Annotated in this window: 12 protein-coding genes; 6 read left to right on the forward strand and 6 right to left on the reverse strand. The window is 64.8% G+C overall.

Features of this window, described 5'->3' with window-relative positions:
* The first annotated feature begins 172 nt into the window (after positions 1–172).
* The 4 genes from EYS21_RS15725 (at position 173) to EYS21_RS15740 (ending at position 4,425) form a co-directional block, all read left to right on the forward strand.
* The gene (locus tag EYS21_RS15725; RefSeq protein WP_131134145.1) at positions 173–1,579 is read left to right on the forward strand and encodes a prealbumin-like fold domain-containing protein; all 1,407 of its coding nucleotides are present in this window, start codon (positions 173–175) and stop codon (positions 1,577–1,579) included.
* A 157-nt stretch (positions 1,580–1,736) separates the two neighbouring features.
* Positions 1,737–2,450 (forward strand): response regulator transcription factor, encoded by a 714-nt coding sequence (locus EYS21_RS15730; RefSeq protein ID WP_131134146.1) that lies wholly within the window; start codon positions 1,737–1,739, stop codon positions 2,448–2,450.
* 2 nt (positions 2,451–2,452) lie between these two features.
* The gene (locus EYS21_RS15735; protein ID WP_131134147.1) at positions 2,453–4,030 is read left to right on the forward strand and encodes a HAMP domain-containing sensor histidine kinase; all 1,578 of its coding nucleotides are present in this window, start codon (positions 2,453–2,455) and stop codon (positions 4,028–4,030) included.
* Between the two features lie 107 nt (positions 4,031–4,137).
* Complete coding sequence (locus tag EYS21_RS15740; protein ID WP_131134148.1) at positions 4,138–4,425, forward strand: WXG100 family type VII secretion target; 288 nt, start codon at positions 4,138–4,140, stop codon at positions 4,423–4,425.
* Positions 4,426–4,509: 84 nt separating this feature from the next.
* Here the strand turns inward: EYS21_RS15740 and EYS21_RS15745 are convergent, their stop codons facing one another.
* Positions 4,510–5,511, reverse strand: coding sequence for a ribonuclease HI family protein (locus EYS21_RS15745; protein ID WP_131134149.1), 1,002 nt, complete (start codon positions 5,509–5,511; stop codon positions 4,510–4,512).
* Between the two features lie 212 nt (positions 5,512–5,723).
* Here EYS21_RS15745 and EYS21_RS15750 point away from each other — a divergent pair, with 212 nt between their 5' ends.
* On the forward strand, positions 5,724–7,034 hold the full coding sequence (locus tag EYS21_RS15750) for an extracellular solute-binding protein (RefSeq protein WP_131134150.1): 1,311 nt from the start codon (positions 5,724–5,726) through the stop codon (positions 7,032–7,034).
* Positions 7,035–7,159: 125 nt separating this feature from the next.
* On the opposite strand, the gene groL is transcribed toward EYS21_RS15750, so the two are convergent.
* The 5 genes from groL to EYS21_RS15775 form a co-directional block, all read right to left on the reverse strand.
* The gene (groL, locus tag EYS21_RS15755) at positions 7,160–8,788 is read right to left on the reverse strand and encodes a chaperonin GroEL (protein WP_131134151.1); all 1,629 of its coding nucleotides are present in this window, start codon (positions 8,786–8,788) and stop codon (positions 7,160–7,162) included.
* A gap of 293 nt (positions 8,789–9,081) precedes the next feature.
* Positions 9,082–10,347 carry an ABC transporter substrate-binding protein gene (locus EYS21_RS15760; protein ID WP_131134152.1) on the reverse strand — a complete coding sequence of 422 codons (1,266 nt, stop codon included), beginning with the start codon at positions 10,345–10,347 and terminating at the stop codon, positions 9,082–9,084.
* The gene (locus tag EYS21_RS15765) at positions 10,344–10,550 is read right to left on the reverse strand and encodes a cold-shock protein (RefSeq protein ID WP_131134153.1); all 207 of its coding nucleotides are present in this window, start codon (positions 10,548–10,550) and stop codon (positions 10,344–10,346) included. Before EYS21_RS15765 ends, EYS21_RS15760 begins: the two co-directional genes overlap by 4 nt.
* 157 nt (positions 10,551–10,707) lie before the next feature.
* On the reverse strand, positions 10,708–11,343 hold the full coding sequence (locus EYS21_RS15770; protein WP_131134154.1) for a LytR C-terminal domain-containing protein: 636 nt from the start codon (positions 11,341–11,343) through the stop codon (positions 10,708–10,710).
* A 51-nt stretch (positions 11,344–11,394) separates the two neighbouring features.
* Positions 11,395–11,724 carry a DUF3263 domain-containing protein gene (locus EYS21_RS15775; protein WP_131134155.1) on the reverse strand — a complete coding sequence of 110 codons (330 nt, stop codon included), beginning with the start codon at positions 11,722–11,724 and terminating at the stop codon, positions 11,395–11,397.
* Positions 11,725–11,859: 135 nt separating this feature from the next.
* Here EYS21_RS15775 and EYS21_RS15780 point away from each other — a divergent pair, with 135 nt between their 5' ends.
* Complete coding sequence (locus EYS21_RS15780) at positions 11,860–12,630, forward strand: uracil-DNA glycosylase (protein ID WP_242633451.1); 771 nt, start codon at positions 11,860–11,862, stop codon at positions 12,628–12,630.
* The last annotated feature ends 7 nt before the right edge of the window (positions 12,631–12,637 follow it).

Here is a 12,637-nt window from a genome sequence, read left to right on the forward strand (position 1 = left end):
GCCCTGCCCACTCCGGCCCGCGAGGAAGCGACGACCGGAGTAGTCCGGACGCCACCCCGTGCGCGGGCGGCGGCCGATCAATATTGGGGAGAGATGCTGGGGGATTCACTGGCGCCGGACCATCGGTCCGCGCTGACACATTATTCGCCACTCTGAGAAGTGAGCATTTCCCATGAGAAACATCACGCGCGCCCGTTGGGGCGCAGGAATCGCCTGTCTGGCTTTGATCCTTGGCGGGACCACCGCTGCCCAGGCAAACCTGGCCGGAAGCCCGTTCGACGCCGGTGACGGCAACTTGGTTGTCAACGACGAGGTCAAAGACTGGGCAAATATCGGGATCAGCTGTGAAGCCCCTCTTGTGGGCTGCGGCCTCGATAAGCCGACCGGCCAAACAGACGATTCATTCGGTACCGGCACCAAGGAAGACACCGCAGTACCGTCTGTCGTCGACGGATCCATCCCGAACAACAAGAGCGACCTGACACGCTTCTACGCCAGGTTTGTTGAGGAATCGAACGGCCATACGTACGCATATCTTGCGTGGGAGAGGGTCCAGGAACCCAATGGCACCACAAACATGGACTTTGAATTTAATCAGTCGAAGGAAGTTAAGACTGTTGCACAGGGTGGAAACGGCATCACGCCCACTCGGACCGCTGGAGACGTCCTGATTAAATACGATCTCGCCCAAGGCGGCGTTAACCCTGTCCTGGGCTACCACCGTTGGGTCACTACCGGTCCCAAGAGCCTCTGTGAAGCCGCCAACTCGACCCCGTGCTGGGGGAAACTGAATGTCTCAGAAGGTGGCGCGTTCAACCTGGTATTCGAGGCATCAATCAATACGGTGCCCGTCGTTGATCCTATTCGCGAAGCCGGTCAGACCCTGGACCGCACCCTCAGTGTCCGCACTTTCGGTGAGGCAGCGATTGATCTGACAGCTTCGAATATTGCTGGTACAGACGCCTGCCTGCCTTTCAGCAGTGCCTATTTGAAGAGCCGCTCCTCGGACTCCTTCACGGCAGCCCTGAAGGACTTCATCGCACCCATTTCCGTTGCGGCATCGAAGTGTGGCAACATCGACGTCCTCAAGACTGACGACGATTCCCCTGCGTCCCCGTTGGCCGGTGCCGTCTTCACTCTGTACAACGATGCGGCACCTGTCGGCGGAACATTTGATCCGGCGACAGACCTGGCCGTAACTCCCGCCACAACCTGCACCACCGGCGCTGACGGCAAGTGCTCGTTCACGCAGGTGCTGGCCGGAAACTACTGGGTGGTTGAAACCACCACTCCCGCAGGCCATGACACGGCAGCACCGCAGGCCGTAACCCTGGTGGGCGGCGCCACTGTCAGCCTGACCTTTGTAGACCCGCGCGACTTCAAGATCATCGTGCTCGTCTGCAAGGAAGCGGACAATTCGCTGTACTCCAGCCAAGTAACAGTGGACGGTGTGAACAAGGACTCGCTGGCCACTGCACCTTCAGGGCTCACAGCCGCGCAGCTGTGTGGCCTCGGAGGAGCCGCGTACGACGACAAGAGCTACGGCGACCATCCTGCGAATGTGAACATTCCGCAATAGCCGGGATTTTCCGAATCCAGCCGTCGGACTAGCAGTCCATCCTTCTCTAAATCCAGGGTCCCCCGCGCATTATGCAGGGGACCCTGGCTTTGGCCTTCCCGAAGAACACCCACCATCCATCCAGAAAACTCCCAGACTCTGGGAGCATCATGGGAGTATGAAAAAGAACGGCCCAGAGGCGAAGCTCCTTGTTGTTGATGACGAACCCAACATCCGCGAACTGCTGTCCACCTCCCTGCGGTTCGCAGGCTTCGAGGTCGTCTCGGCAGGCAACGGGCGTGATGCCCTGGCCGCTGCCGAGCTCCACTCGCCGGACCTCGCCGTCCTGGACGTGATGCTGCCGGACATGGACGGCTTCACGGTCACCCGCCGGCTCCGCGCGTCCGGTAAACACTTCCCGGTGCTCTTCCTGACGGCAAAGGACGACACCGAAGACAAGGTCACCGGCCTCACCGTGGGCGGGGACGACTACGTCACCAAGCCTTTCAGCCTGGACGAGGTCGTGGCCCGCATCCGTGCCGTCCTTCGCCGCACCCAGCCACTCCTCGATGACGACGACGCTGTCATCCGGGTGGATGACCTGGAGCTCGACGACGACGCCCACGAAGTCCGCCGCGGCGGCACCGTGATCGAACTCTCCCCCACCGAGTTCAAGCTCCTCCGGTACCTTATGCTCAACCCCAACCGGGTGCTCTCCAAGTCACAGATCCTGGACCATGTCTGGGAGTACGACTTCAACGGCGACGCCTCCATTGTGGAGTCCTACATCTCCTACCTCCGCCGCAAGGTGGACATTGATCCGGACGCCCCGGCCCTGATCCAGACCAAGCGCGGCGTGGGCTACGTGCTCCGGACAGCAGAGAAGCGCTGACCTTGCTGGAGCGGTGGAAATCGGCCTCACTGAGGTCCCAGCTCGTCGCCATCATCATGGCGCTGCTGATCGTTGCGCTGACGGTGACCGGCGCGGGCACGCTGACGCTGCTCCATAGTTACCTCCAGGGCCAGGTGGACGACAAACTCAATGCCGCCGTCGAACTGGCCCACAAACAGCGGTCCTTCACGCAGCTGCAGGCCCCCAATCCGGTGCCCACCGACTACTCGCTGATTCTTTACACGCCCGGCGAGGACCCCTACCCGTTCGGCGGTGACGCCATAAACCGCCCGGACATCAGCAACATCACCTCGGATGAAGCGCAGGACCTGGGAACCCGCCCCTACCAGGTCCGCGGCACCGACGGCCAGAACTGGCGGGTGGTAGCCGTGCCCGTCCTGGACAACGGACGCAGCGCGGTGGTTGTCATCGGCCTGCCCCTGCAAAGCGTGGACGACGTCCTCAAGCACGCCACACTGGTGGTCACAGGCGTGGGACTGCTGACTCTCCTGCTCGCCTCCCTGATTGCCAGCTGGACGGTGTCCCGCTCCTTCCGTCCGCTCGCCCGCGTGGAGAAGACCGCCGCCGCGATCGCGGCCGGCGACCTGTCCCGGCGCGTGGAAGTGGAGAATTCCGGCACGGAAGTGGGCCGGCTTGCCAGTTCCCTCAATGCCATGCTGGCGCACATCGAAACGGCCTTTGCTGCCAGGACGGCATCCGAAGGAAGGATGCGCAGGTTTGCTGCCGACGCCTCGCACGAACTCCGCACCCCGCTCGTGACCATCAGGGGCTTCTCCGAGCTCTACCGCCACGGCGCGCTGGCCACCGACGAGGATGTGGCCACCGCGATGGGGCGGATCGAAAGCGAAGCCAAGCGGATGGGCTCGATGGTGGAGGACCTCCTGCTCCTGGCCCGCCTCGACGAACAGCGGCCCCTCCAGCAGAAGCCCGTCGACCTTCAGCTGATCGCCCACGATGCCGTGGTGGATACTCAGGCCAGCGACCGTACCCGCAGCATCTCCCTGACCGGTCTCGACGGCGGCAACGCGGCTCCGGCGCCCGTCCTCGGCGACGAGGCGAAGCTCCGGCAGGTGGTGGGCAATCTGGTGGGCAACGCCCTGCGCTACACACCGGAGGGCAGCCCGATCGAACTGGCAGTGGGCGTCCGGAGGTCCGACGGCGGCCTGCCCGCCTCTGTCATCGAAGTCCGGGACCATGGCCCCGGGATTTCCGAGGACGACGCCGCGAAGGTCTTCGAGCGCTTCTACCGGGCGGATACGTCACGGACCCGTGAAACGGGCGGCAGCGGCCTCGGACTGGCCATCGTGGCGGCCATCGTGGGCTCACACGGCGGCAGTGTCAGGGTCCAGGCAACCGACGGCGGCGGGGCGACCCTGGTAGTCAGCCTTCCGGTCCGGAATGAGGAAGCCGATGCGCAGAACCCTGATGCCGGTGCCGATGATGCAGGGATCCGCGAAGTCCAGGACCACGAAGTTTGGGAAGAGGGGCCTCGGGACCATGGGTCTGGGGACCACGGAGACGGCGGAAGCGCCAACGACGGCCGCGTTATCCACATATAGGAACTCGCCGTGGCCCTCCCGGCACCCCGCTCCCTAGGCTCGTTGCAGAGGTCCGGAGCCGCCGGACCGGACAGCCCAGCTGTCCACCAGCGCGAGAGGCAGCAGCCATGAGCATCATTTCCGTTGACACCGAACTCCTCCAGCTCAAGTCCGCCAACGTCAAGGCAACGGTGGACCGGATCAGCGCCGACGTCCAGGCCATGAAACGCGGCCTGGACGAACTCCAGTCCACGTGGCGGGGTTCGGCGGCCACCAACTTCCAGGCGCTGGTGACCGAATGGACCCTGACCCAAGGCAAGGTCGAAGCCTCGCTGGCCTCGATCAACCTCGCCCTGTCGTCGGCGGCGGCGACCTACGCGCAGGCCGAGCAAGGCAACACCCAGCGCTTCAGCTGATGGTGACGCCAGGAAGTGGCGCACACCCGGCGTTCATCAGTGGCGCTCCCCTGGTGCCGATTGCGGCTGGCTGGTTGGCAGCTGTCAGGCTTCGGGGGTGCCCTGGTGGAAGCGGAGCCGCCACCTGCCGTTATCGAGGACCCACAGCGAGCTGCGGAGGATCGTGCCCGAGCGTGCGTAGCTCCGGTACGTCAGCAGGACCGCGCCGGTGCCGACGCGGTCCGCGCCCAGTATTTCCAGGTCCGTCCGCTCACCGGGGTCTTCCTCCAGAGCCATCATCATGGCATCGCGGGTCCACACCCGTCCCGAGCTTCCGATCTCCATAAAGTCGGTATGCAGCAGGACGCCGGTTCGGCCGATGTCGCCACGTACCTCGGGGCCCAGCAGCTCCCGCTCGAGGCCCTCCACGAGTTCCTCCGGCGACTTTCCGGCCGCGTCGGACGTGCCCAGCGGGTCCTCCTCCAGCTCACTGAACAGATCCGGCTCGCTGAACCGATCCGGCTCACTCAGCAGGTCCTGGTCATTAAACAGGGAAGGTTCGCTGAAGAGGTCGGGTCCGCCGGAGTCCGCGGCGCGCACAGGCGCAGTGGGAGAAGCGGCTGCTTCCGGGTGACTCGGGGCTCCGGCGAAACCCGGCCCCGAACGGGCCGCCACGCCCTGCTGGTATGCCGTGGCGGCAGCACGGGCCCGGTCATCGGCGGCCTCGTTCAGGTCGTGGCCCGCATGCCCTTTGACCCATTCGAACGTGTACTTCCGGCCCGCGATTTCACGGTCCAGTTCCTTGAGCAGCTCGACGTTCAGGACGGGCTTGCCGTCCGCCTTCCGCCATCCCTTGCGCTTCCACCCGGGCATCCATTTGGTGATGGAGTTGATCACGTACTGGCTGTCGCACAAGACCCTCAGGTCTTCGTCGGGAACGTGGGCTGTCGCGCGGAACAGGTCCAGGACAGCCATCAGCTCGCCCTGGTTGTTCGTGCCGTGCGGCCACCCGCCAGCCCGCCAGCAGTCGTCATTCACGTACCAGGCCCAGCCGGCCGGGCCAGGATTTCCTAAAGCCGAACCGTCGGCAGCTGCAGTAATCGTCACGGAACCATCCTGCCAGACAGCGCCGACAGCGCATTTCGCCGCCCGCACGGGAAACCGCTTACCGAAAATCTCTTGACGCCGAAGCCGAAGCGCGGCAGAATCGGAATCCTAACCGAGAAAGCGCTTTCTCGATTGAGCTGTCCCACCGGCACCGAGGCCGTGACGGGAACACAGACGGGGTGGACCTCCACCCTTTTGAGGAAGGCACATCAATGAAGATTCGGGCCATCAGCCGCAGGAAGTTCCAGTTCGGCGCAGTCGCCGTCGCTGTTTCACTGCTTGCCACCGGCTGCGGTGCATCCGGGGGTTCCAGCGAGAACGACCAGGTCACCCTGCGGTTCGCCTGGTGGGGCAACGAGTACCTCAATGCGCAGACGGAAAAAGTCATCGACGCGTTCGAGGCCGAACATCCCAACATCAAGATCGAATCCGAGCCGGGCGAATGGGCCAGCTACTGGGACAAGCTCGCCACCAAGACGGCGGCCAATGACGCGCCTGACGTGATCCAGATGGACCAGAAGTACATCGCCGAATACGGCGGCCGCGGGGCGCTGCTGGACCTGTCCAAACAGAGCGGGATCGACACCTCCAAGCTGGACAAGGAATCCCTGGCGTCCGGACAATACGACAACGCACAGTACGGCCTGAGCACCGGCAAGAACGCGTACGTCATCATGGCCAACACGAAGGTCTTCGAAGCAGCCAACGTGCCTGTCCCCGACGACACCAAGTGGACCTGGGACGACTTTGTGGACACGGCAGCGAAGCTCAGCGCGGCCGGCGACGGGAAGAACTACGGTGCCGCCTATGGCAGCAACGAGGCAGACCTCATCATCTGGCTGCGGCAGCACGGCGAGAACCTGTACTCCCAGGACGGGAAACTGGATTTCAACGCCTCTACCGCAGCGTCGTTCTGGGAGCGCCTCAAGGAACAGCGTGACTCCAAGGCCAGCCCGCCGGCCACGGTCGCCACAGAGGACTCCGGCGCCGGCCTGGAGGAGAGCCTGTTCGGCACCAACCGGGTAGGCATGGCCTGGTGGTGGACCAACCAGCTGGGTTCGCTGGAAACCACCACCGGGAGCGGCATCAAAATGCTCCGCGCCCCCAGTGTCGACGGGAAGTCTGCTGACAACGGCATGTACTACAAGCCCACGATGTTCTGGTCCGCGTCCTCACGGTCCAAGCACCCCGAAGCCGCCGCGACGTTCATCAACTACCTGGCCAACAGCCCGGCGGCAGGGGCCATCCTCATGACCGACCGCGGAGTGCCCGGCAACTCTGAAATCGTGGAGAAGATCACGCCCGCCCTCAAGCCCGCGGACACCACCGTGGTGGCCTTCCTGAAGGACATCGCGCCGGATGTCGCCGACGCGCCTCCCGTCCCGCCCGTAGGTGCAGGCAGCGTCCAGAACGTCATCAAGCGCTTCACCGACGAAGTCCTGTACGACCGGATGTCTCCCCAGGCAGCCGCCGAGGCCTTCAAGAAGGAAGTCGAAGGAATGCTGGCAACGGCCCGCAAGTAGCGGAGCCCGGAAGCCCGCACATCCTGGCAACAAAGCACGGGTCACCAGCAAAAAAATAATGCGGCCCCCTCCAGTGGAGGGGGCCGCATTATGGTTTGCGCGGAACGTAGTCCGGGCGCTGGGGACTAGAAGCCGCCCATGCCGCCCATGTCGTCGCCGCCACCCATGGCCGGTGCGTTCTTCTCCGGTTTGTCGGCCACTACGGCCTCAGTGGTGAGGAACAGACCGGCAATGGAGGCCGCGTTCTGCAGTGCAGAGCGGGTCACCTTGACGGGGTCGTTGATGCCGGCAGCCAGCAGGTCGACGTATTCGCCGGTTGCTGCGTTCAGGCCGTGGCCTGCGGGCAGGCCGCGGACCTTGTCGACTACAACGCCCGGCTCGAGGCCGGCGTTGAAGGCGATCTGCTTCAGCGGGGCGTCGATGGCAACGCGGACGATGTTCGCACCCGTTGCTTCGTCACCGGTCAGGTTCAGGTTCGCGAACGCCTTGGCGCCGGCCTGGATCAGTGCAACGCCACCACCGGCGACGATGCCTTCTTCAACGGCAGCCTTCGCGTTGCGGACGGCGTCCTCAATGCGGTGCTTGCGTTCCTTGAGCTCAACCTCGGTTGCGGCTCCGGCCTTGATGACTGCAACGCCGCCGGCCAGCTTGGCCAGGCGTTCCTGCAGCTTCTCGCGGTCGTAGTCGGAATCGGAGTTCTCGATCTCGGCGCGGATCTGGGAAACGCGGCCAGCGATCTGGTCGGCGTCGCCGGCACCTTCAACGATGGTGGTTTCGTCCTTGGTGACAACAACCTTGCGGGCGCGTCCCAGGAGCTCCAGGCCGGCGGTCTCAAGCTTGAGGCCGACTTCCTCTGCAATGACCTGGCCGCCGGTCAGAACGGCGATGTCGGCCAGCTGTGCCTTGCGGCGGTCGCCGAAGCCCGGAGCCTTGACGGCGACGGACTTGAAGGTGCCACGGATCTTGTTGACGATCAGGGTGGCCAGGGCCTCGCCCTCGATGTCCTCGGCAATGATCAGCAGCGGCTTGTTGGACTGCATGACCTTTTCCAGGACAGCAACCAGTTCCTTGACGTTGGAGATCTTGGAGTTGACGATCAGGATGTACGGGTCCTCAAGGACCGTTTCCTGGCGATCGGCGTCGGTGACGAAGTACGCGGAGATGTAGCCCTTGTCGAAGCGCATGCCTTCGGTGAGTTCCAGCTCCAGGCCGAAGGTGTTGGACTCCTCGACGGTGATAACACCTTCCTTGCCAACCTTGTCCAGGGCCTCGGCAATGAGGGCGCCGATTTCGTCGTCGCCGGCAGAGATGGAAGCCGTGGCGGCGATCTCTTCCTTGGTTTCGATTTCCTTGGCCGAAGCCAGCAGCTCCACCGTGACGGCTTCTACAGCCTTCTCGATGCCGCGCTTGAGGGACAGCGGGTCAGCGCCGGCCGCGACGTTGCGCAGGCCTTCCTTGACCAGTGCCTGGGCCAGGACGGTGGCCGTGGTGGTGCCGTCGCCTGCGACGTCATCAGTCTTCTTGGCAACTTCCTTGACCAGCTCGGCGCCGATCTTCTCGTAAGGATCGTCCAGCTCGATCTCCTTGGCGATGGAAACACCATCGTTGGTGATCGTGGGGGCGCCCCACTTCTTTTCGAGGACGACGTTGCGTCCACGCGGGCCGAGGGTGACCTTAACGGCGTCGGCGAGGATGTTCAGGCCCCGCTCAAGGCCGCGGCGTGCCTCTTCATCAAATGCAATGATCTTGGCCATAACGGCAGTAGTCCTTTCGGGACAGACGTTAAGAATGAACCCACTGCAGTGCCCGCGACGGACGATCCTTGACCGGCGGCCTCTGTACGCCGCAGGATCCGGATCTCACTCCAGTAAGGTATTTCTTTCGCTCCTCGACCGGCGCCTGGGCTCCGGGACCGGCCTGGGCCGGGCGTCGCTTTAGCAGTCGGTGCGTAAGAGTGCTAAGTCAATAATTAGCACTCCATAGGTGAGAGTGCAAGCGAATAGTCCCGGAAACCAGTGTCTGCGGGCCCTCGTTTCGCTCCCGGCGATCAGCCTGCGGCGCGCCCCGCCGATTCACGGCCGCTCAGCTTGGCCTTGTTGTCGGCTCCGTAGGTGAACACCGTGAAGTTTGCGGAGGTGATGTCCCCGCTGGCGTCGAATCCGATCGGACCGGATTGCCCGTCGTAGTTGGCGCCGGCTCCGGTCCTAAGCGCTGACACGCAGTCCTTGTAGGACGAGCAGGGGGCAGCCTGCTTCGGTTCCGTCCCCGGAGCCGTGCCGCCGGAGACGGAAATCAGGTTTGCCGCGATGGACCGGCCCGAGTCGTCGTCTGCCGCCGCTGCTGCCAGGACAGCCAGCGTCACGGCGTCGTAGGCCTCGGGAGCGTAGGAGAGGTCCTTCAGCGACGGATCGACGGCAAGGAGGCGGGCCTGGAACTCCACGGAGGGGAACAAGCCCGGCACCACAGCCCGGGCGCCGTCGAGCGCCTTGGATCCCAGTCCCGAACCATACTGGCCGAACGCGCCGTCGCTGAGGATGATCTTGCTCCCGGACAGTCCCGCATTGTTCAGCTCCGCAATGGCCCCCTGCGCGTCGTCCCGCGCGATGAGCACCACCGCATCAGGCGCAGCCGTCCGGGCCGCTGCGGCGGCCTGCCGCGCCTCGCCCGGCTTGAACGCTGATGTGCTGGAGGTTTCCAGCCCGGCTCCCTTGGCCGCACTGGCCACCGCGGCAGAGACATCCTTGCCGTAGGTGCTGTCCTGGTGGACAATCGCCAGGGTCTTTGCGCCGCCGTCCTTGGCGAGTTTGACGAGCACCGAGGCCTGTGCGACGTCGGCAGCCGCGGTGCGGAAGTAGTAGCCGCCGCTTTTGTACTTGCTCAGCCCTGCCGCCGAGTTGGCCGGTGAGATGAGCGGAATCCGTGCAGCGGACAGAACGTCAATGACGGCGGCAGCGTGGCTGGAATCGGTGGGTCCGATAACGACGTCGGCCTTGGCGGCGGCCAGCTCCCTGGCCTGCGCGTCGGGTTCGCCTGCTGGCTGGGGCAGCAGTTCAACCGGCTTGCCCTTGAGGCCGCCGGTGCTGTTGATTTCCTGCACGGCAAGTTTGGCCGCGGCAAGCTGAGAGTCGTTGAGGAAGTCCTGCGCTCCGGTGCTGTCCAGGATCAGCCCGACGCGCAGTGTTCCGTCACCCGAGGCCTCCACCGAATCCAGCCGGGCATTTCCCGCCGCGGCGCCGCACCCGGCCAGCGCAAGCAGGAGCGCCGACGTTGCGGGTATGCGGACAAGGGACGACCGGAAACTCAAGGACTTCACTCGGCCGGCCGGACGCTTTCGGCCTGCGGGCCCTTCTCGCCTTCGCCGATTTCCAGCTCAACGCGCTGGCCCTCGTCGAGTGCACGGTAGCCTTCACCCTGGATCGCGGACCAGTGGACAAAGACGTCGTCACCGGAGCCGTCCACGGTAATAAAGCCGTAGCCCTTTTCAGCGTTGAACCATTTCACGGTTCCCAGTGCCATGATGCCCACTCTTTCAGTAGCGTCCGCAAGGCCCACGCCACGGTGTGCCGCTTTTTACGAACCGAAGCCTGAAATCACTCTAGCCAATGGCCGCCGGACCGGCCGAGGGGCAGGGCCGGGCTGGCCGTCAATAGTTATTCAGGTGTAACCCGGATCCCTACTTGAAGCCTGGCCCCAGCACCACAACCAGAGGCACCTGGAATTCGGTGCTGCTGACCATCGTGGGAATGTTCAGGAGTTTGGAAAGTGCCTCGGCGTTGGCCTGCTGGGCCGCACCGGCATAGAAGATCACCGAAGTCTGCTGCGGCGTGCCGCCCCAGTTGCCTACCTGCCCCAGCGTCCAGCCGTCCGCCTGGACTATCGAGCTGACCCTGCCCGCAAGGCCGGCCGTACCGGCCCCGTTGTAGACCGCGAGGCCCTGGGACTTGTTCACTGCGGCGGCGGAGGCAGTAGCGGAGGGCGTTGCACTCGGCTCAGGCACGGTACTGGCGGAAGGCTCCGCGCTGGGGGAAGCCTCGGAGCCCGCAGACGGTTCGGCGCTGGCGGACGGGTCCGTGCCGGCCTCCGGCGCGGCCGGCGTCTCCAGGCTCGTGGCGGCCTGGCTGCCTGCCTGGGTGAAGCCCAGCTGCGGGAGGAACAGGAAGGAGACGACGCCGATGGCCAGGGCTACGATGCCAACGGCAAGCATCGGCCACAGGCGGGGCCTCGACGGCGCGGAAGCTGCCCGGTGGACGCCCTGGCGCGAGGCGGTCTCCGGAACCTTGTCGAATTCATCCCGAGCGTATCTGGTCATGGTGGCGAGACATCCTTGTTGATTGCTGCTGATGGCTCAGCACGAGCGTGGTTACGCGTCCGAACCGAGGCGGCGTGCAGTACGTGCCCGCTGTCGCGACGTTCGTAGTCTACGCAATCTCTTGACGAGCATCGGATCGTGGGCCAGCGCATCCTCGGTGTCGATCAGCGCATTGAGAAGCTGGTAGTAGTGCGTTGCGGAGAGGTCGAAGAGTTCCCTGATGGCCTGTTCCTTGGCTCCGGCGTACTTCCACCACTGCCGCTCCAGGGCGAGCATCTGCTGCTCCCGCTCGCCCAGCGGCGAGTCACGGAGGGAAAAGTCAGCCAGCAGCGAGCCACGTTCTTCGGGCTCCGGCAGGTGTTCCCGAGCTGGTTCCGCCACGGCACACTCCTTCGCTGGATTTCGCTGGATAAGGTTAAAAGTCCCACCCCCATGCTACGGACGAATAACAGCCTTGTCATTTACGCCGCGTTACGTCCTCCGCGGACCCGGGGGGCATGCTGAGACAATGGGGGCGTGTTTGATTCAGAGCCCCTCTTCGAGCTGGAGCCGGAAGCGGCGGAGGCTGTCGGGTTTGCCGATATGGCACTGCTGCCGCTCGCCGACCTGATGGCCGGCGACTGGGCTGCCGCCCTGGCGGGGGTGGAAGAGGACCTGCGTGCCGTCCTGCGTTTCCTGGCCGCCGACGTCGCGGCCGGGCACCAGGTGCTGCCGTCGCCGTCGAACGTCCTCCGCGCGTTCCGGCAGCCGCTGGCTGACGTCAGAGTACTGATCGTCGGGCAGGACCCGTACCCAACGCCGGGGCACGCCGTCGGCTTGTCCTTCGCCGTGGCCCCCGGCACCCGCCCCATTCCCCGGAGCCTGGCCAACATCTACAAGGAGCTCGAAGCCGACATGGGGTTCCCCGCACGCGTCCACGGCGACCTGACCGCCTGGACGGAACAGGGCGTGCTGCTCCTCAACCGGGTGATGAGCGTGCGTGCCGGCGCCGCGGGATCCCACCGCGGGAAGGGCTGGGAGGAAATCACGACGGCGGCAGTCACCGCGGTGGCCGGCCGGCAGCGCGCGGACGGCCGCAGGTCCCCGCTGGTGGCGGTGCTGTGGGGCAAGGACGCGGAATCAGTCCGGCCCCTTTTGTCCGGCGCCGCGATAGTCTCCAGCGCGCACCCCAGCCCACTGTCGGCGTCGCGCGGTTTTTTCGGTTCCCGGCCTTTCAGCCAGGCCAACGCACTGCTGGAACAGCAGGGAAGCCCGGGCGTAACCTGGGAACTCCCGCCGGTCCCTTAGCTTAGGC

It is taken from the genome of Arthrobacter sp. S39 (genome assembly GCF_004320525.1).
In the GTDB taxonomy this organism is placed as follows: domain Bacteria; phylum Actinomycetota; class Actinomycetes; order Actinomycetales; family Micrococcaceae; genus Arthrobacter.